Origin of the sequence: Pseudomonas sp. FP2338, assembly GCF_030687515.1 — a bacterium.
GTDB lineage: Bacteria > Pseudomonadota > Gammaproteobacteria > Pseudomonadales > Pseudomonadaceae > Aquipseudomonas > Aquipseudomonas salomonii.
On sequence record NZ_CP117436.1, the window covers coordinates 1,888,493 to 1,908,851 of the forward strand.

Annotated in this window: 17 protein-coding genes; 10 read left to right on the forward strand and 7 right to left on the reverse strand. The window is 58.9% G+C overall.

The genetic code is table 11. The features are described from left to right. Position 1 precedes the first annotated feature (1 nt). The 4 genes from PSH96_RS08620 to wecB all read right to left on the reverse strand — a co-directional run bounded on the left by PSH96_RS08620 (position 2) and on the right by wecB (position 4,246). Positions 2-463, reverse strand: a complete 462-nt coding sequence (locus PSH96_RS08620) for a serine O-acetyltransferase (protein WP_305458663.1) — start codon at positions 461-463, stop codon at positions 2-4. A 2-nt stretch (positions 464-465) separates the two neighbouring features. Then, positions 466-1,710, reverse strand: a complete 1,245-nt coding sequence (locus tag PSH96_RS08625) for a hypothetical protein (RefSeq protein WP_305458664.1) — start codon at positions 1,708-1,710, stop codon at positions 466-468. Between the two features lie 134 nt (positions 1,711-1,844). Beyond that, positions 1,845-3,110 carry a UDP-N-acetyl-D-mannosamine dehydrogenase gene (gene wecC, locus PSH96_RS08630; protein ID WP_305458665.1) on the reverse strand — a complete coding sequence of 422 codons (1,266 nt, stop codon included), beginning with the start codon at positions 3,108-3,110 and terminating at the stop codon, positions 1,845-1,847. Further along, positions 3,107-4,246 (reverse strand): non-hydrolyzing UDP-N-acetylglucosamine 2-epimerase, encoded by a 1,140-nt coding sequence (gene wecB / locus PSH96_RS08635; RefSeq protein WP_056857218.1) that lies wholly within the window; start codon positions 4,244-4,246, stop codon positions 3,107-3,109. The genes wecC and wecB overlap by 4 nt, the downstream gene beginning before the upstream one ends. A gap of 1,186 nt (positions 4,247-5,432) precedes the next feature. On the opposite strand from wecB, the gene PSH96_RS08640 reads away from it, so the two are divergent. Continuing rightward, positions 5,433-7,427 carry a nucleoside-diphosphate sugar epimerase/dehydratase gene (locus PSH96_RS08640; protein ID WP_305458666.1) on the forward strand — a complete coding sequence of 665 codons (1,995 nt, stop codon included), beginning with the start codon at positions 5,433-5,435 and terminating at the stop codon, positions 7,425-7,427. Between the two features lie 111 nt (positions 7,428-7,538). Next, positions 7,539-7,871: a helix-hairpin-helix domain-containing protein gene (locus PSH96_RS08645; RefSeq protein ID WP_305458667.1), complete on the forward strand. Its 333-nt coding sequence runs from the start codon at positions 7,539-7,541 to the stop codon at positions 7,869-7,871. 27 nt (positions 7,872-7,898) lie between these two features. Here PSH96_RS08645 and PSH96_RS08650 read toward each other — a convergent pair whose 3' ends face one another. Further along, on the reverse strand, positions 7,899-8,477 hold the full coding sequence (locus PSH96_RS08650) for a TetR/AcrR family transcriptional regulator (protein ID WP_305458668.1): 579 nt from the start codon (positions 8,475-8,477) through the stop codon (positions 7,899-7,901). A gap of 134 nt (positions 8,478-8,611) precedes the next feature. On the opposite strand from PSH96_RS08650, the gene PSH96_RS08655 reads away from it, so the two are divergent. After that, entirely contained in the window at positions 8,612-9,256 is a 645-nt protein-coding gene (locus PSH96_RS08655) for a GntR family transcriptional regulator (protein ID WP_305458669.1), read from the forward strand. A gap of 15 nt (positions 9,257-9,271) precedes the next feature. After that, on the forward strand, positions 9,272-10,120 hold the full coding sequence (locus PSH96_RS08660) for a DUF1989 domain-containing protein (RefSeq protein WP_305458670.1): 849 nt from the start codon (positions 9,272-9,274) through the stop codon (positions 10,118-10,120). Between the two features lie 19 nt (positions 10,121-10,139). On the opposite strand, the gene PSH96_RS08665 is transcribed toward PSH96_RS08660, so the two are convergent. Beyond that, the gene (locus PSH96_RS08665; protein ID WP_017136085.1) at positions 10,140-10,307 is read right to left on the reverse strand and encodes a DUF2897 family protein; all 168 of its coding nucleotides are present in this window, start codon (positions 10,305-10,307) and stop codon (positions 10,140-10,142) included. A gap of 111 nt (positions 10,308-10,418) precedes the next feature. Next, positions 10,419-11,783 (reverse strand): ethanolamine permease, encoded by a 1,365-nt coding sequence (gene eat / locus PSH96_RS08670; protein ID WP_017136084.1) that lies wholly within the window; start codon positions 11,781-11,783, stop codon positions 10,419-10,421. A 414-nt stretch (positions 11,784-12,197) separates the two neighbouring features. On the opposite strand from eat, the gene kdpF reads away from it, so the two are divergent. The 6 genes from kdpF (at position 12,198) to PSH96_RS08700 (ending at position 20,263) form a co-directional block, all read left to right on the forward strand. After that, positions 12,198-12,287, forward strand: coding sequence for a K(+)-transporting ATPase subunit F (kdpF, locus tag PSH96_RS08675; RefSeq protein WP_003218754.1), 90 nt, complete (start codon positions 12,198-12,200; stop codon positions 12,285-12,287). 9 nt (positions 12,288-12,296) lie between these two features. Beyond that, positions 12,297-13,991: a potassium-transporting ATPase subunit KdpA gene (gene kdpA, locus PSH96_RS08680; protein ID WP_305458671.1), complete on the forward strand. Its 1,695-nt coding sequence runs from the start codon at positions 12,297-12,299 to the stop codon at positions 13,989-13,991. A gap of 14 nt (positions 13,992-14,005) precedes the next feature. Further along, positions 14,006-16,063, forward strand: a complete 2,058-nt coding sequence (kdpB, locus tag PSH96_RS08685; protein ID WP_370694329.1) for a potassium-transporting ATPase subunit KdpB — start codon at positions 14,006-14,008, stop codon at positions 16,061-16,063. 138 nt (positions 16,064-16,201) lie between these two features. Continuing rightward, entirely contained in the window at positions 16,202-16,747 is a 546-nt protein-coding gene (gene kdpC / locus PSH96_RS08690; RefSeq protein ID WP_305458673.1) for a potassium-transporting ATPase subunit KdpC, read from the forward strand. Positions 16,748-16,884: 137 nt separating this feature from the next. Beyond that, positions 16,885-19,536 (forward strand): sensor histidine kinase KdpD, encoded by a 2,652-nt coding sequence (locus PSH96_RS08695; RefSeq protein WP_305458674.1) that lies wholly within the window; start codon positions 16,885-16,887, stop codon positions 19,534-19,536. A 37-nt stretch (positions 19,537-19,573) separates the two neighbouring features. Further along, complete coding sequence (locus PSH96_RS08700) at positions 19,574-20,263, forward strand: response regulator (RefSeq protein ID WP_053255124.1); 690 nt, start codon at positions 19,574-19,576, stop codon at positions 20,261-20,263. Positions 20,264-20,359: the final 96 nt, after the last annotated feature.

Genomic DNA, 20,359 nt, shown 5'->3' on the forward strand with positions numbered 1-20,359 from the left:
TTCAAGGGCGTATGGCTTTATAGTCGCTGGCTGTTTGTCCAATCACTTTTGCGGGTATTCCCACCACGATTGAATTATCAGGCACGTCTCTCAATACGACCGCTGAAGCGCCAATTTGACAGTTATTGCCGATGACGATGTCGCCAATGATCTTTGCCCCGGCCCCTATGTAGCAGTTGTCACCGATGACGGGGCAGCGATTGATCTCGCTGGTGACATAACCCTCAGCGGCGCCGATGGTAATGCCTTGGCCCAGCACACAGCCGTCGCCAACCTTGGCATTCGCGTGCAGTACGACGCCGATCGCGCCATAGGCGAATATCGTGCCCCTTCCGATCGTCGCGGTGATTGGAATGTAAGAGTTGAACAGTAGGAAAATCACATTTCGAACAAGGCCTGGTAATAACGGCACTCGATGCCGGTGCAGCCAGTTTCCAACTCGATAAAGTTTTACTGCGTTCACGGTTAAAACCTCAGCGTGCGAAGATCGGCGGGTCGAAGCTGGAGTGCTCCCACTGCGATGATCATGAGCGAGCACATATACAGCACGGCCCAGACCAAGCTCATGTGTGTCAAAAAGATAGTCAGGGGTGAAAGTAATGCGACCCAAAAAACCACCGGCAAGCGAATGCCAGGACGGCAGCTTATATGCAGGAACAGCAAGTAGGCCGAGAACCCGATAGCGTAGAACAACTGCGCCTGGTTCAAGTCTTTGACAAACACAATCATGCTCGTTATGGCCAGTGGGGCAATGACAAGGTTTGCCACGATGACTTTGCGGTGCAGGCCGGAGGCGACCAGATAGCGCTCTGTCACCACTGCCCAATAAAGCACTGGCAGGCAGGGCAGCATCACCAGATAGTTCGAGTACTGAGGGAACAGCCAAACCGCCGCGTACCCCGACAAGCCCACCAGCGCGAAGTAGAAAATAGCGACCGATGTGATGATTCTATATTGCGCTTGACGTTGCCCGCCCGAGACGAAGGCGACAAAGACTGCCCTGACGTTGATGGGGAACAGGCTGGTAGCGGATTGAATGATCGAGACGATTACCCTGAACAAACCAAGGTCGCGGACGGGCAGGCTCTTGGAAAGAATGAAGGGCAAGATGTTGGTGAACAGGTTGAACACCAGGGTGATGGATATCATTCTGGGTAATAACAACAGCACACCTTGGCAGGTCTGCAACAGCTGTTTGCCGACCGGCAGTTTCGCACCTTTGAAAAACAGCACGGCTACGGCAAATACGCACGGAATCAAGTTGGTCAGAATCAGTATGTCGACGATAGTCAGCGGCACTATCTGTTGGTAGCTGATAAACAGGAGCGTGAAAAACACGCCAAGAAATAGCACCAGGTAGGCCACAATCCAGCGCTGCAGGCGCAGCCCGAACAGCGATAACAGGCATGCCGAGCTCAAAAGCATTACCCCCAGCAGGAGGGGGTTGCCGATGTGGTCAATCAGGTTCACAGCGCTGAACAGTACAAAAATCAGTACGGCCATAAATAATGAAGTCACCAGAATGTACTCGGCCTCCACGGTGGCAATCAGCTGCTCATTGACGATATCCAAGAGTTTTTGAAATAAAAATACCAGCACGTTGGCCTTGATGAATGCGCCGTACGCTTCCAATCCGTAAAGTCCGGGAATCACAAAGTTAACAACCAGGCCACTTATCAGTGTCAGCACCTGGATCAATAGGTTGACCATGCCAGAACCTCTTGAACCTCATCATGACAAATGCAATTGCATGATCATTTAACAAACATGCCCACGCGGTGCTCGGAAACCGACGCAATACTAACGGCTTGCGTCGATTTCCAGTCGGGATTTATCAGGCTTTATCAAGCCCACACACCGCGTGTGTCGATGACTTTGAGCGAGGACAGGCGTGAGCCCGGGATCTTCTTGAATGCGCTGTGATCGACCAGCAGCACAATCACCTGCGCAGATGACAGCGCCTGATCGATTCCGCTCAGCGTTGCAATACCTTCAAGGCGAGCCGGCAGGTTCGCGATGTTCGGTTCAACCGCCAGCACAGTACCGGGATGGGACTGGGCAATGTGCGCGGTGATCTCCACCGATGGACTCTCACGCAAGTCGTCGATGTCCGGCTTGAAGGCCAGCCCGAGGCAGGCAACCGTGACGTCCTTGGCCGTTTTCGACGGGTGTTCCTGCAGGAATTGACCGATGGCCAGTTGAACCTGCTCCAATACCCACTTTGGCTTGCTGTCATTGACTTCCCTTGCGGTGCGGATCAGGCGCGCCCGGGCGGGTGTTTTGCTGACAATGAACCAGGGGTCGACAGCGATGCAGTGGCCGCCCACACCGGGGCCAGGTTGCAGGATATTTACGCGAGGGTGGTGATTCGCAAGGCGGATCAGCTCCCATACGTTGATGTTGAGTTCGTCGCAGATCATCGACAGTTCATTGGCAAACGCGATATTCACGTCGCGAAAGCTGTTTTCTGTGAGTTTGCACATTTCGGCAGTGCGCGCGTCGGTGATGATGCATTCACCCTCAACGAATGTTTTATACAGAGACCGCGCAGCCTCTGAGCATTTGCTGGTAAGCCCGCCGATGATGCGATCGTTTTCAATCAGCTCGCGCAGTACATGACCCGGCAGCACGCGCTCCGGGCAATGCGCTATGCGGATGTCTGACTCTTCGCCATGGGTTTGCGGGAAGGTCAGGTCCGGACGGGCTTCGGCCAGCCATGCAGATATTTGCTCGGTAGCGCCGACTGGAGAGGTAGATTCCAGCACGACCAAATCCCCTTTTTTCAGGACGGGGGCAATGGCTCGGCTGGCTGACTCGATATAGGAAAGATCGGGTTCGTGATCGCCCTTGAAGGGGGTCGGGACGGCAATCAGGAAAGCGTCGGCCGGCTCTGCGGTTACAGTTGCTCGCAAATAGCCTTCGGTGACTGCGGCGCGTACGACGATGTCCAGATCCGGTTCGATAATATGGATTTCGCCGCGGTTGATGGTTGCCACTGTGTTCGGGTTAACGTCGACGCCGATGACTTTTTTCTTGCGTGCAGCGAAAACGGCTGCCGTTGGAAGCCCTATATAGCCGAGGCCGACTACAGAAACAGTTTCAAAGCTCATGAATTGGCCTTTTTAATTCGTGAAAGTGCATCGAGAATTCGTGCGGATGCTTTTCCGTCACCATAGGGGTTATGAGCGAAGCTCATCTGGCCATAGGCTTCAACATCCGTCAGCAGGACTCTCAAGTTAGAGGTAATGGCCTCAATTTCGGTGCCGACAAGTTTTACTGTGCCCGCGTCGACCGCCTCTGGACGCTCAGTGGTGTCACGCATCACCAGCACAGGTTTGCCTAAAGAGGGGGCTTCTTCCTGAATGCCACCTGAATCACTCAAAATCAGATAAGACCGATCCATCAAATACACAAAGGGCAGATAATCCAGGGGTTCGATCAGATGGATATTCTGGATGTCGCTGAGCAATCGATTGACTGGCTCGCGTACATTCGGATTCAGGTGAACGGGGTACACAATCTCGACATCGGGGAACTCCCTGGCGATATTGATCAAGGCCTGGCAGATATTCTCAAAGCCACCGCCGAAACTCTCGCGGCGATGGCCCGTGACCAGGATCACTCGCCGGCAATCACCCAGGAATGAGAACTGCTGGTGAAATTGCTGCTGCAGGGCCGGACGGGTTTTGATTCGGCCCACCACATCCAGCAATGCGTCAATGACAGTGTTGCCGGTCACATGGACGCTTTGACTTGCGACCCCCTCTCTCAGCAAGTTCTGCCTGGACGTTTCAGTCGGCGCGAAGTGCAGTGCCGCAAGAGCGCCAGTCAGCTTGCGGTTTGCCTCTTCAGGCCACGGAGAATAGAGATTTCCGGTGCGCAGGCCGGCTTCGACGTGAGCCACGGGAATTTGGTGATAGTACGCGGCCAATGTAGTGGCGAACGTCGTCGCTGTGTCGCCATGGACCAGGACAATATCCGGTTTGAATGTTGCGAAGACAGTTTTCATTCCCTGCAAGATGGCACTCGTGACATCGGTCAGATCCTGGCCGGACTTCATGATGTTCAAATCGAAATCAGGCTTGATTTCAAAGAGATTGAGCACCTGGTCGAGCATTTCTCGGTGCTGTCCAGTCACGCAGACCTTGGCATTGAAGCGCTCATCGGCTGCAAGGCTCAACGCCAATGGAGCCATTTTGATTGCTTCAGGTCGTGTGCCGAATACACACAGGGTTCTTAAAGTCATTGCAACACCGCTACTTAAAGTAAAAATCAATGCACGCTTACGTCATAATCCGCGGATTAGGGTGCCGTCAGTTGTGATACGTTTTTGCACACGCTATGCCAGGGCACAGGGCCGCGGGATAGCACAATCAGATAGTGGAAACATGACATCTGATAGTAGTGCATGCGTTGTTTTCTGGAATTCCACTCGCAGGCAGTTGCATGCCCGTGTGTTGAGGTTCGTGCGAATTCCAAGCCATTTGCCAGGGTCTAGTGACGATTCTTGGGCGGCCTCCTTTCGTCCAGTTTGGCAGTGCGTATGTACACCTGCGAGGGTCACTCAGCAAGTAGTGCGCATACTCTAAAGTATCCCTGTCATTCGGCTCCAAGGCACAATTTGCTCGCGTTGGGGCTGTTTGGTCTCGTTAAAACATGATGGCTGATTAGCATTTTTATCATTAAGGTCAACCATCAAGTGCTGTTGATCCGGTTATTTTTGTCGCGGCGGATTCTTACGGACTTTTCCTACAATGCTTTCCGCTGTAATGGCACAGGTGAACGCGTTGCGGAGTATAGCCTCTTTAGGCGTTTTTTTTCCAAGATTGGAATGGAACAGCTGTTCGACTTGGCTCTCCAAGGGCCTTTGCCAGACGTTCTAGAGGGCGGGACTTAGAATCCAGCTATGCCTTTAGTGAACATAGACAGTGATATCAGCCTCTCTTGCATTGTTTTAAAGGTGACCATTTTTGTTACATTTTGCTATACGGGACTGTTGCTGTGCTAGCTAATGATATGGCTGCAACTCAACGTCTCGGGCCAAGCCTAGCAGCTTGTCAGGTGTTCGCCATTTTTTGTTCGTGAGCACTCGAACCCCGCGGTTTCATGGGGGCCAACGCTCACCCGCCTTGGTTTTTTTGGGACTGACAAAGGATTTCAAAGGATTTCCCACACAACAAGGGTATCATCCGATCTAAGGTGTTTACTGTAGGTGTCGGGTAACACCGTGGTATTTTCAGTACAGAATAGGGGTTATTAACCCAGGGAAAGGTCGTAAAAGGAGTGCGATTTTTCTGAAGGGAGATTTTGATGCGGTTGCCGTGCTTGTACGATTTTTGTTCAGTGCTGGTTATTCATTATGGATCGCTATTTTCGTCTATTCGCGGGCACGGTGTTGAGTCTAGGAGCGTGGAAAAGTGTTGGAGAAGGGCATGGATAAGATGAGAGTTTTTTTATTAAATCTCCCGCGCCGCCACAAGCGCATTCTTCAGGTGCTTGTCGATATTCTGCTGGTGTGGATTTCATTATGGATGGCCTTCGTCGTACGACTGGGGATTGCCGAGATGGAACAGCCGATCCAGCGATACTTATGGCTGTTCTTGAGCGCTCCGGTGATCGCCATTCCCCTGTTTGTTCGCTTTGGCATGTACCGCGCCGTCATGCGTTACTTTGGTAACGATGCACTTATTACTATTATCAAAGCGGTGAGCCTTTCTTCACTTATTCTTGGCTTGGCTGTCTATCTTTACAGCAACCATCAATACGTTGTTCCACGCTCGGTTATTTTCAATTATTGGTGGTTGTGCCTGGTTACCGTGGGCGGATTGAGACTGGCGATGCGCCAATACTTCATGGGCGATTGGTTCTCTGCAGCGCAGCATGTTCCCTTTACCAATCGTGATGATGGATTAACAAAAGTTGCCATTTACGGAGCCGGCTCGGCGGGTAATCAATTGGTCGCTGCGTTGCGCATGGGGCGTGTCATGCGCCCGGTTGCCTTTATCGATGACGACGGGAGTATCGCAGGTCGTGTCATCTCCGGGCTGCAGGTGTTCAAGCCCAAGCATATTCAGCAGATGATCGACACAACGGGCGCTCAGCAGATATTGCTTGCAGTGCCTTCTGCGGGCCGCGGGCGCAGGCGTGAGATTCTCTCTAACCTTGAGCGTTTTCCGCTGCATGTGCGCAGCGTGCCTGATTTTATGGACCTGGCCAGTGGTCGCGTCAAGGTCGACGATATTCAAGAAGTCGATATTGCCGATTTGTTGGGGCGTGATGCAGTGCCAGCCCAGGAAGACCTGCTTGCACGTTGTATCGTTGGTCAGTCAGTCCTGGTCACTGGCGCAGGGGGATCGATTGGGTCTGAGCTATGCCGGCAGATTTTGACGCAGAAACCCAAGACCTTACTTTTGTTCGAACACAGCGAATTCAACCTCTACAGTATCCTGTCCGAACTTGAGCACCGCGTTGCGCATGAGTCGATGCCCATTAAGTTATTGCCTATCCTGGGGTCGGTACGCGACGAGAATAAATTACTTGATGTCATGAAAAGCTGGCACGTCGACACGGTTTATCATGCGGCTGCGTATAAACATGTGCCGATTGTCGAGCACAACATCGCCGAAGGTGTCTTGAATAACATCATCGGTACTTTGAATACCGCCCAGGCAGCCTTGAAGGCCGGTGTGGTGAACTTTGTGCTGATTTCCACCGACAAGGCTGTTCGCCCCACCAATGTGATGGGGAGTACCAAGCGCCTTGCAGAATTAGCCCTGCAAGCCCTGAGCGTTGAAAAAGCGCCGGTGATGTTTGGCGACAAGTCTGGCGTGGCGCGCGTAAACAAAACGCGCTTCACGATGGTCAGGTTCGGCAATGTGCTGGGTTCTTCCGGCTCAGTGATTCCGCTGTTTCACCGGCAGATCAAGGCAGGCGGTCCGTTGACCGTCACACACCCAAAAATTACGCGTTATTTCATGACCATCCCCGAAGCGGCCCAACTGGTGATCCAGGCCGGTTCCATGGGGCAAGGCGGGGACGTGTTCGTTCTGGACATGGGTGAACCCGTAAAAATTGTAGAGCTTGCGGAAAAGATGATTCATTTATCCGGGCTGAGCGTGCGCACGGATAAAAACCCTCACGGGGATATCGCGATCGAGTTCACCGGATTGCGCCCAGGCGAAAAGCTTTACGAGGAGTTACTGATCGGCAACAACGTCGTCGCTACCCAGCACCCGATGATTATGAGCGCCAACGAGGACCACCTGGCGTGGGACGTACTCAAAAGCAAACTGAGCGAATTGCTAGGCGCGGTGAGTGAGGACGACTACACCCGTGTGCGTCAGATCCTGCGCGAAACAGTCAGTGGCTACTCGCCCGACGGCGAAATCGTCGATTGGATCTACCAGCAGCGCCGTTTGGAGCCGTGAGTTAACACCCTGTTACTCACTGGTTTTTGACTCTCTCGCCACATCGCCTAAGTTAGAAAAGCAGCTTTTGGAAAGCTGCTTTTCTTCTACCGATGTCATGGAGTGTCACCAATGCAAAACGCCTATCTCTCTTCCCTGATTTTTGCCGTCCTCACCAGCCTCTCCGTAGCAACCACCGCAGCCCCTTCCATCAAAGCCGAAGCCCCAGCGCCTATCACGGCCCAGATGGCCAACGTCGAGCAATCCACCAAGGTCAATCTCAACACCGCCGACGCTGAAGTCCTGCGCCGCGACCTGTTCGGTATTGGCGCCGCCAAGGCCAAGGCGATCATCGCCTATCGCGACAGCAACGGGCCTTTCACGGCGGTCGACGAGTTGCTGGAAGTCAAAGGCATCGGCAAGGCGTTGCTGGAGAAAAACCGCGACAGGCTGGCAATCAACTAAGGGTGTGAACCCTGGGCAAAAGGCCGGTCACTGACCGGCCTTCTGTTTGTCCGAGACCTGTTCTTTCAAACACCCGCTTACCACTTCCATGATGCGGGCTGCCAGTTCCTGGCTTTCGACGCTTCTGGCCAACACCAGGGCGCCCACCAACGTCGACATCAGTACCAGGCTCTCGTGGTCACCCTTCGGGTGCTCCAATGCCGAGTCGATCTGGGTCAGCCTGGCTTCAAGTACCGCATCCGTTACCGGGCTATGCTGCCCTCGCAGGCCCAACTCTGACGACATCGTGGGCAGCGGGCAGCCTTCACCCGGCGAGGTCTGGTGCCATGGCGACAGGTAGCTGTCGATAAACGCATCCAGTGGCCGTTCCTGGCTGAACAACGTTGCGCAATGGGCATCGAGTTCCGCAGCGGCGGCCAACAGGGCCTTGTCCACCAGTTCATCCTTGGATTTGAAATGCGCATAGAACCCGCCGTGTGTCAGGTTCAACGCTTTCATCAAGGGCTGCAGGCCGGTGGCGCCAATACCGTCGCGGCGAAACCGTACGGAGGCTTCCTTGATGATGCGCTGGTGAGTCTGGGCTTTGTGATCTGTTGAATAACGCATAGGGCGGCCTCTGGAACGAGTGCGCATTTTAGCGAAGTTAAATCCTTTTTACCCATAGCGACAGCCTTGAGCGGGCCTGGCATGAAAAGTGATTACATCTGGCTCAGGCATTGTTCAACAATCGAGGCGCGGTGATGGCACTCAGTTTGTCTTTAGCCGATCAGATTGCCCTTGAGCTGCGCGCCGACATCATGGGTGGGCGGCTGTTACCGGGGATGGCGCTGGTCGAAGTGGACCTGGTCAAACGCTACAGCGCCTCGCGCAATACCATTCGCGAAGCGTTACACCGTTTGGGGCAGGAGGGGCTCACCCGCTATGTGCGCAACAAAGGCGTGATGGTCCGGCGCGTGGCACGCGATGAAGTGCGTGACCTGTTCGTGGTACGTCGTACCCTTGAGCTGCAGGCCATCGCCCAGAGCGGCACGCTGACGGGCGACCACGACGTGCGCATGCAACACGCCATCGAAGCCACCACGCTGGCGCGCGAGCGTGAAGATTGGCGCGCCGTGGCCACTCACAGCCTGGTGTTCCACCAGCACATTGTCGGGTTGATGCGCAGCCCATTATTCGACGAGTTCTTCGCCCAAGTGATCGCTCAATTGCGCCTGGTGTTTTGCGCGGCGCCCGATGAACAACGCTTTCAGTCGCCCTGGCTGGAGCGTGATCGTGAGATCTACACCTTGCTGGCAAATGGCAATAAATCAGCTGCGCAGGAGGCGATGAGCCTTTACCTGCACGATTCCGAACGCCTGTCCCTGGCGCTGTTTGATTACCCTTGATGGAGGATTGCACCCATGTACAAAGACTATCCGGCCGCCTATCAGGTCAGCAAAGGCTCGGCGCTGCAAGTGGACACGGCCTTCTACGCGCGTATTCGCGACCAGGCGGATAAACGCACGTTGATCGAGCAGTTCGAAGTGCCGATTCGCACGGGCAGGGCGTGGAAAGTGCCGGCTGGGCACGTGTTTCGCGTGACGACGCCGGTAGGCCCGCAGGTCGGCGATTTCAACGTGTGGAACGCCAATGACCCACGCGAACGCCTATGGGCGGCACGCACGCGGCAGTTGCAGGGCGCCCATGTCAGCACCCATGACCGGTTGTGGTCGAACCTGCCGTTTCTGCGCCCCCTGGTGACCATCACCGATGACAGCCTGGCGAGTTATGGCACTGATGAACACGGCGGGCGCCTGCACGATTTGCTCGGCACCCGCTGTGACCCGTATGTGAACCGCATGCTCACCGGCGAAGACTTCCACCACCACTGCCATTCCAACTTGACCCGCGCCGTGCTGCCCCATGGCCTGACTGAATTTGATGTGCACGACGTGTTGAATATTTTCCAGTGCACTGGCCTTAATCATGACGACATGTACTTCATGAAAGCCTGCCCGGCGCAGAAGGGCGATTACCTGGAGTTTTTTGCCGAGATTGATTTGCTCTGCGCCTTGTCGACGTGCCCGGGAGGGGATCTGTCGCTACCGATGTGGGGGCCGGACGCACAGGACCCCTTGACCGTGTGCCGCCCGCTGGGCGTAGAGATCTATCGTTTGGAGGAGGCGTTGCTCAACGGCTGGAGCCAGCCTGAGCGTGCTGCCTACAAGGGGCAGCACGGCTTGCATATTGCCAAGGCAGACTGGGAATAAACGGCGGGAGTAACCCGACTCAGCGGTCCTGCGCATCCTTGGCATCTGCCTGGGCGTTGCGCTCGACCACGCGTTTGCGTTGTTCGTCGGTGAGTTCCACCTTGTTGGCGCTGTCACGCAGCATCAGCAGCCCACCGACGATCGACCCGATCGCTACCACTAAAATCAACCACGCATACCACGGCATAAGGCTCTCCTTGAGGCGGACCAGCGTCGGAGAATGTTCCCACGCTAATAACGGCTTTGAGTAACAGGCTTTCTGAGTAGTTCATTGTAGGCCTGTTCCGCCTCGTTAACCCTAGCGCCCGGTCAACATCGCGTCAGCCGGTGCATCGGCACGGTCTTGGGCGGTCAGCTGGAAGTAGATGAACCCCGCCAGCATAAAGCCCAGGAATATCAGGCCGATCAGCGCATTGAACCAGGCCATGGCCACCAGGCACACCAGCGCCAATACCAGCGCGATAGCGGGCACGATCGGGTAACCCGGCGCGCGGAATGTGCGCTCCAGCAGCGGTTCGGTCTTACGCAGCTTGAACAGGCTGAGCATGCTCATGATGTACATCACGATGGCGCCGAACACCGCCATGGTGATCATCGCTGCGGTCAGCGTCATGCCACCCAGGTTGATCAGGCCATCGCTGTAGATCGCGGCGATGCCGACCACGCCGCCGGCGATGATTGCCCGGTGCGGTGTCTGGAAACGCGAGAGTTTGGCCAGGAACGGCGGCAAGTAACCGGCACGGGCCAGGGCAAAGAACTGGCGCGAATAGCCAAGGATGATGCCGTGAAAGCTCGCTACCAGGCCAAACAGGCCGATCCACACCAGCATGTGCAGCCAGCCGGAGCCGGTGCCCACCACGCTTTTCATCGCCTGCGGTAACGGGTCGTTGATGTTCGACAGGGTGCGCCAGTCGCCCACGCCACCGGCAAAGAACATCACGCCCATGGCCAGGATCACCAAGGTCAGGATGCCGCTGATATAGGCTTTTGGAATGGTGCGCTTGGGATCTTTCGCTTCTTCAGCCGCCATGGCTGCGCCTTCGATGGCGAGGAAGAACCAGATGGCGAAAGGAATGGCCGCAAACATCCCGGCAATCGCCGGCGCGCCGAAGGTGTCGGAACCCGCCCAGCCGTTCAGGGCGAAGTTGCTGAAGCTGAACGCCGGCGCGACCACGCCCATAAATACCAGCAATTCAGCGACGGCGAGCACGCACACCACCAGTTCAAAGGTCGCGGCGAGCTTCACCCCCAGGATATTCAGGCCCATGAATACGATGTAGGCACCCACCGCCGCGTGTTTCGGGTCGAGTGCCGGGAATTGCACGTTCAGGTAAGCGCCGATGGCCAAGGCAATCGCGGGCGGTGCGAAGACAAATTCGATCAATGTCGCCAGGCCCGCGATCAAGCCGCCTTTTTCACCAAAGGCGCGACGGCTGTAGGCAAACGGCCCGCCCGCGTGAGGAATCGCGGTGGTCAGTTCGGTAAAACTGAATATAAAGCAGGTGTACATGGCGGCGACCATCAACGAGGTCACCAGAAAACCCAGCGTACCGGCCACGCCCCAGCCATAGCTCCAGCCGAAGTACTCGCCGGAAATCACCAGCCCGACGGCAATGCCCCATAAATGCAGGGTGCCCAAGGTGGGTTTGAGTTGTGTGTTCATCGTGTGGCGCTCCCTGAACGGTTTGGAATGATTACTGGGTGTTGCAGCGGGCATGCCATCGCCGGAACTCATGTCGTAAAGGCGCCGAACTGTCGCCACGGGGACGGTTTGGCGTTTGAATTTTTTACTGCGTTGCACCAGATGGGGGCGGTGGTGGCCGCACCGACGCCATCGCGGGCAAGCCCGGCTCCCACCGTGACCGAGGTGGCTTGGTGGGCAGCGATCAAAGGTGGGAGCCGGGCTTGCCCGCGATGAGGCCCGCCAAGACGCTGAAAATCCCTCTGTAAACCCCGCATAAACCCACTCTTTACGCCGTCTTTACGCCCCGCCCATACCCTCGCTCTCGTTCCTTTACGCCACTCCTGCCGACAATTGCCCCACACGCGGCAATCGCCGCAAAACGGAGAGACTTCCATGAGCGTTCTGGACGGGGTGTCACTGCTATTGGCCGTGGCGCTGTTCATTTATCTGCTGGTTGCGCTGTTACGCGCGGATCGGAACTAGGAGCAGGCTATGCACAGTTATGACTATTGGCTGATCATCGCCTTCTTTGCCGTGGTGCTGGTGCCGGCACCGTTCCTGGGGCGGTTCTACTACAAGGTGATGGAAGGTCAGCGCACCTGGCTCTCGCCGGTGCTCGGCCCGGTCGAGCGCGCCTGTTATCGCCTGTCCGGTGTGGACGAGCACCAGGAACAAAGCTGGCAGAAGTACACGCTGGCACTGCTGGCGTTCAACCTGGCCGGTTTCGTGTTGCTGTTCGTCGTGCTGTTGTTCCAGGAATATCTGCCACTCAACCCGCAGAAATTGCCGGGTCAGGAATGGACGCTGGCCTTCAACACCGCGGTCAGTTTCATGACCAACACCAACTGGCAGAACTACAGCGGTGAAGCCTCCCTGAGCTACCTCAGCCAGATGATCGGCCTCACCGTGCAGAACTTCGTCAGCGCCGCCACCGGCCTGGCTGTGCTGGTCGCGCTGTGCCGTGGTATCGGGCGCAAGTCCACCAAGACCCTGGGCAACTTCTGGGTCGACATGACCCGTGCCACCCTCTACGGCCTGCTGCCGTTGTGCCTGGTGTTCGCGTTGTTCCTGGTGTGGCAGGGCGTGCCGCAAACCTTCGCGCACTATGTGAATGCCGTGACGATGCAGGGCGTGGACCAAGTGATCCCACTCGGCCCGGCCGCCAGCCAGATTGCGATCAAGCAACTGGGCACCAATGGCGGCGGCTTCTTTGGCGTCAACTCGGCGCACCCGTTTGAAGACCCGACCGCCTGGGCCAACCTGTTCGAGGTGTCGGCAATCATCCTGATTCCGGTGGCGTTGGTGTTCACCTTCGGTCACTACGTGAAGGACCTGCGTCAGAGCCGCGCGATTCTCGGCTGCATGCTGGCGCTGTTCCTGATCGGCGGCGCGACGTCGCTGTGGGCCGAATACCAGCCTAACCCGACGCTGAATAATCCTGCGGTTGAACAAACCGCACCGCTGGAAGGCAAGGAAGCACGCTTCGGCACCACCGGCACGGTGTTGTGGTCGGTGGCCACTACGGCGGCGTCCAACGGTTCGGTCAATGGTATGCAAGACAGCCTCAACCCGCTGACCGGGATGGTGTCGCTGGTCAACATGATGGTCGGCGAAGTGATCTTCGGCGGCGTCGGCGCCGGTATGTACGGCATGTTGCTCAACGTGTTGATCGCGGTGTTCCTCGCCGGCCTGATGATCGGCCGTACCCCGGAATACCTGGGCAAAAAGCTACAGGCCAAGGAAGTGCAATTGCTGGTGGTGACCTTGCTGGTGATGCCGGTTGGCGTGCTGGTGCTCGGCGCCATTGCCGCCAGCCTGCCCGGCCCGGCCGGTGCCATCAGTAACCCTGGCCCCCACGGTTTCAGCCAGTTGCTCTATGCCTACACCTCGGCCAGTGCCAACAACGGCTCGGCATTCGGCGGTTTCAGCGCCAACACGCCGTTCCACAATCTGATGCTGGGCCTGGGCATGCTGCTCGGCCGTTTCGGCTACATCCTCCCGGTACTGGCCCTGGCCGGCAGCCTGGCGATGAAGAAAACCGCACCGATTGGCCAGAACAGCTTCCCCACCCATGGCCCGCTGTTCGTGACCCTGTTGACCGTGACCATTTTGCTGGTGGGCGGCCTGACTTTCCTGCCGACGCTGGCGCTGGGCCCCATTGCTGAACACCTGAGCATGGGCTTCTAAGAGGGGATATGAAAATGAATATGCCTGCAAAAAATGCGGCCCCTGTGACTACTCAGGAACCGGCCAAAACCGCCATCTCCGCTCTTTGGCGTCCGGCGCTGGTCCAGGCTTTCGTCAAGCTCGACCCTCGTCAACTGCAACGCTCGCCGGTGATGCTGGTGGTCGAGTTGACCGCCATCCTCACCACCGTGTTGTGCTTTGTGCCGGACACAGCGGTGCCGACCTTTGTGGCGGTACAAATCGCCGTGTGGCTGTGGTTCACCGTATTGTTCGCCAATTTCGCCGAAGCCTTGGCCGAAGGTCGCGGCAAGGCCCGCGCCGACAGCCTCAAAGCCGGCAGCGAAGGCCTCAGTGCACGCCGCAAAGAGGCCGACGGCAGCTTCAAAGTCGTGCCCGCCACCAGCCTGCGCAAAGGTGACGTGGTGCGCGTCGCCGCCGGGGAAATGATCCCCGGTGACGGCGAGGTCATCGAAGGTATTGCGGCGGTCAACGAGGCGGCGATCACCGGCGAATCCGCGCCGGTCATCCGTGAATCCGGCGGCGACCGCTCGGCCGTCACCGGCAACACGCGGCTGGTGTCGGACTGGTTGCTGGTGCGCATCACCGTCAACCCCGGTGAGTCCACCCTGGACCGCATGATCGCTTTGGTGGAAGGCGCCAAACGCCAGAAAACCCCCAACGAGGTTGCGCTGGATATCCTGCTGATCGGCCTTACGCTGATCTTCCTGCTGGTGGTGGTCACCCTGCAGCCGTTCGCCCACTTCGCCAATGGCAGCTTGCCGCTGGTGTTCCTGGTCGCGCTGCTGGTGACGCTGATTCCGACCACCATCGGCGGCCTGTTGTCGGCCATCGGTATCGCCGGTATGGATCGCCTGGTACGCCTCAACGTCATCGCCAAATCCGGGCGTGCGGTGGAAGCGGCGGGTGACGTACATGTGCTGCTGCTGGACAAGACCGGCACCATCACCTTCGGCAACCGTCGCTGTGCCGCCGTGATCGCAGCGCCAGGCGTCAGCGGTCGCGACCTGGCTGAAGGCGCGCTGCTCGCGTCCCTCGCGGACGACACGGCGGAAGGCAAATCCATCGTCGAATACCTGCGCACTCTGCACCCTCAGGCCGAGCCAACCCTGGATGAGCTGACCTCCGTGCCGTTCAGTGCCGAAACGCGCTTGTCCGGTGTCGACTACCAGGGCCGTGTGTTCCGCAAAGGCGCGGTCGATTCCCTGCTGGCGTTTATCGGCCAACAACGCCGTGACCTGCAACCGGCACTCTCGCGGGAAATCGACAAGATCGCCCAAAGTGGCGGCACGCCATTGCTGGTATGCGCCGACGGCAAACTGCTCGGCGCGATCCACCTCAAGGACGTGGTCAAGCCCGGCATCCGCGAACGTTTTGCCGAACTGCGCAAGCTGGGGATTCGCACCGTGATGGTCACCGGCGACAACCCGCTGACCGCCGCCGCGATTGCCGCAGAAGCCGGTGTGGACGACGTGCTGGCCGAAGCCACGCCAGAGAAAAAACTCGCACGCATTCGTCACGAGCAGAACGACGGTCGCCTGGTTGCCATGTGCGGCGACGGCGCCAACGACGCCCCGGCGCTGGCCCAGGCCGACGTCGGCATGGCGATGAACGATGGCACCCAGGCTGCTCGCGAAGCGGCGAACATGGTCGACCTCGACAGCGACCCGACCAAGCTGCTGGACGTGGTGCAGATCGGCAAGGAACTGCTGGTGACACGCGGCGCGTTGACGACCTTTTCCATCGCCAACGACGTGGCCAAATACTTCGCGATTTTGCCGGCGCTGTTTGCCTCGATCTACCCGCAACTGGGCGTGCTCAACGTGATGCATTTGCAGAGCCCGCAGAGCGCGATTCTCTCGGCCATCGTCTTCAACGCGCTGATCATTGTGGTGTTGATTCCCCTGGCACTGCGCGGTGTGCGCGTACAGGCGGCGAGTGCGGCGGCGTTGCTGCGCCGCAACCTGCTGATCTACGGCCTGGGCGGGCTTTTGGTGCCGTTCGTGGGCATCAAGGCGATCGACATGCTCCTGACCGCGCTGCACCTGGTGTAACTGGATCGCACTTTTTTGTGGCGAGGGAGCTTGCTCCCGCTGGAACGCGTAGCGGTCCCGGATTCTACGGCCGCTACGCAGCCGAACGGGAGCAAGCTCCCTCGCCACAGTGGTTACTCGATTATTGAGGATTTCAAGATGACTAACATGATCCGCCCGGCCCTGAGCCTGCTGGTCCTCATGACCCTGATCACCGGCGTCGCCTACCCATTGGTCGTCACCGGCGTCGCCCAAGTTGCGTTCCCGGACCAGGCCAACGGCAGCCTGGTGCGTGACACCGAGGGCAAAGTGCGCGGTTCCAGCCTGATCGCCCAGGATTTTACCGGTGACAGCTGGTTCCACCCACGGCCATCGGCCGGCGCGTTTGCCACGGTCTCCAGCAGCGCCAGCAACCTGGGCCCCAGCAACCCGGCGTTGGCCACGCGCATTTTTGACGACGCCAGTAAACAGCTGATGCCAGGCCAGGGGCCGGTGCCTTTGGCCTCCCTGACGACCTCCGGCAGCGGCCTTGATCCACACTTGCCACCGGCGGCGATTGCCTATCAACTGGCGCGAGTGGCGGCGGCGCGAAATGTGCCGGTGTCTACACTGCAGCGCTTGCTCGATGAGCACATCGAAAGCCCGCTGGTGGGGCCGCCGGTGGTGAATGTGCTGGCGCTGAACATGGCGCTGGAAAAACTCTGATCCCCTTGTGGGAGCGGGCTTGCTCGCGAATGCGGTGTAACAGTCAACTAATCTGTTACTGACAGACCGCATTCGCGAGCAAGCCCGCTCCCACATCGGATCTTCAGTGACCTGAATACCTGAAGGAACTCCAAAGCATGAGCGACTCCGGCCGCGCCGATGCCCTGTTAGCCGATCTGCCACGGGACGGCCGTGGCCGGCTCAAAGTCTTCCTCGGCGCCGCGCCCGGTGTGGGCAAGACCTACGCCATGCTCCAGGCCGCCCACACCCAACTGCGCCAGGGTGTGCGCCTGATCGCAGGCGTGGTGGAAACCCACGGCCGCGCCGAGACCGAGGCCTTGCTCAGCGGCCTGCCGCAGCAACCCTTGCTGCGCAGCGAATACCGTGGCGTGATGCTCGAAGAAATGGACCTCGACGGCCTGCTCGCCGCCAAGCCCAAGCTGGTGCTGGTGGATGAGCTGGCCCACAGCAACGCCCCCGGCAGCCGCCATGAAAAACGCTGGCAAGACATCCAGGAACTGCTCGCCGCCGGCATCAACGTGTTCACCACGGTCAACGTCCAGCACCTGGAAAGTTTGAACGATCAGGTGCGCGGCATCACCGGCGTGCACGTGCGTGAAACCCTGCCGGACTGGGTGCTGCAAGAGGCCGACGAACTGCTGCTGATCGACCTGCCGTCCCGCGAGCTGCTGGAGCGCCTGCGCGACGGCAAGGTGTATGTGCCGGAACAGGCTCGCGCCGCCATCGACGCATTCTTCACCCAGACCAACCTGATGGCCTTGCGCGAGTTGGCCATGCAAACCGCCGCTGCCCATGTCGATGACGATTTGGCCCAAGGCTACCGCCAGCTTGGCCAGGCTGCCCCGGCGGTGCGCGGGCGTTTGCTGGTGGGCGTAGATGGTGATGCGCAGGCCGAACGCCTGGTGCGTCACGCCAGCCGCGTGGCCCAGCGCCGGCATTTGCCGTGGAGCCTGGTGCATATCGATAACGGCCGCGCGCGCGATGAGCAATCGCGCCTGCGCCTGCAAAATGCCCAGCAACTGGCCGAACGGCTGGGCGGCGAAGTGGTGTTGCTGCGCGCCGGTGAAGTGGCCAAGACGCTGATCCAGCATGCCGCCGAACGTCGCGCCAGCCTGGTACTGGTGGGGCAGTCGCGGATGCGCTGGCGGCGCAGGTTGTTCGGGGGTGGCTTGGCGGCACGCTTGCTGCGCAATGCGCGGGGTTTGGAGATTAACGTGCTCGACAGCGACGACATGCCCGCGCCCCCGCGCCTGCCGGATGTACGCGGGCTGGTGTGGTTCGACTATGGCCTGGCGGTGGTTGCGACCATCGTCGCAGCTGCGTTGGCCTGGGCGGTAGCCAGTGTGTTGCCGCTGCCGAATATCTCGTTGGTGTTTCTCGCCGCAGTGCTGCTGGTCGGCGTGCGCAGCAGCCTGGGACCGTCGCTGGTGTGCGCGGCGCTGTCGTTCCTGACTTATGATTTTCTGTTTATTCCGCCGAATTTCTCCTTTTCCATCCAGCGCGAAGAAGACGTGCTGACCCTGTTGTTTTTCTTACTGATGGCGGCGTTGACCGGCAACCTCGCGGCGCGTCAGCGTCGGCAGTTGCAGGCCTTGCGCGACACCCAGGAAGAAACCAGCGAACTGCTCGACCTGTCGCGCAAGCTCACGGCGGCCACTGATCGCCAGGCGGTGATCAGTGCGGCGGCCCATCATCTGCAAGGCTGGAGTGATCTGGACCTGTGTCTGCTGAACCGCGACGGCCAGGGCGGCTGGAAAGTTGAAACCGGCGCCGCGCTTAACCTTACCGAAGCCGAGCGAGCTGCCGCCGATTGGGCCTGGCAGCATGATCAACCGGCTGGCATGGGCACCGGCACCTTGCCGTTTGGGCGTTGGTGGTGGTGGCCGCTGTCGGGGGAGGAGGGGCCGTTGGGTTTGCTTGGCGTCAGCCCGAAACCTGGCCTGGAATTGAGCGGCCAACGCCGTCGTCTGCTCACCGCATTGAGCCAGCCATTGGCCCAGGCTCTGGCGCGCGCGCAACTGGCGCAGGAGCTGGAATCGGCGCGCCTGCACGGCGAAACCGAACAGCTGCGCAGCGCCTTGCTGGCCTCTGTGTCCCACGATTTGCGCACGCCGTTGACCTCGATGCGCGGCAGCATCGACAGCCTGCTGGCGCTCGGCGAAGCCATCCCGCTGGAAGACCGCCGCGAATTGCTGGAAGGCACCCGCGATGAAGCCGAGCGCCTGGACCGCTATATCCAGAACCTGCTGGACATGACACGCCTGGGCCACGGCGCGCTGAAACTGGCGCGCGACTGGGTGTCGCCGGGTGATATCGTCGGCAGCGCCCTGGGCCGTTTGCGCGCAGTGCTGGCGCCGTTGCAGGTACACACCGACGTGCCGGCGCAGCTGCCGCTGCTGTATGTACACGCGGCGTTGATCGAGCAGGCCTTGGTCAATGTGCTGGAAAACGCCGCGCGGTTTTCACCGCCCCACGGCCGGTTGCAGGTGAGTGCCGGCGTGGCGGATGAGCAGCTGTTTTTTGCAGTGGCCGACGAGGGGCCGGGGATCCCCGAGGACGAGCGTGCGAAGATTTTCGATATGTTCTACACCGCCGCCCGTGGTGATCGCGGCGGGCAGGGCACAGGCCTTGGCCTGGCGATCTGCCAGGGCATGGTGGGCGCACACGGCGGGCATATCCGCGTCGAGGATGGTATAGAAGGGCACGGCACCTGCATCAGCTTGTTCCTGCCGTTACCGACGCAACCTGGCCCGGAGCGCGAGCCTTGAGCTACCCTCTTTTCTCCACGGATTTTGATTGGACACCATGAGCCAGACCGCGACGATTTTAGTCATTGATGACGAACCGCAGATCCGCAAATTCCTGCGTATCAGCCTGGCCTCCCAGGGCTACAAGGTGATCGAGGCCGGCACCGGCAACGAAGGCCTGGCCCAAGCGGCATTGAGCAAACCGGACTTGCTGGTGCTCGACCTTGGCCTGCCCGACATGGACGGCCAGCAAGTGTTGCGCGAGTTTCGCGAGTGGTCGACGGTGCCGGTATTGGTGCTGTCGGTGCGCGCCAGTGAAGTGCAAAAAGTCGAAGCCCTGGACAGCGGCGCCAATGACTACGTGACCAAGCCCTTTGGCATCCAGGAGTTTCTTGCCCGTGTACGCGCCCTGTTGCGCCAGGCGCCAGCCGGAGAGGCTCAGGAAGCGGCGCTGAGTTTCGGCCCGTTGACGGTGGACCTGGCCTATCGCCGGGTGCTGCTGGACGGTGTCGAGGTGGCCTTGACCCGCAAGGAATACGCAGTGCTGGCGCAACTGGCACGGCATCCGGGGCGGGTGATCACCCAGCAGCAATTGCTTAAGGATATCTGGGGGCCGACCCATACCGAAGACAGCCATTACCTGCGCATCGTGGTGGGCCATCTGCGTCAGAAACTGGCGGATGATCCGACGCAGCCACGGTTTATCGTGACCGAGGCGGGTGTGGGGTATCGGTTGTTGAATGCCTGAATTTAACGGTGCCTGAACCGGCGCCTTCGCGAGCAAGCCCGCTCCCACATTCGATAGCGTTCCACCTTTGGAATGCCGATAAATGTGGGAGCGGGC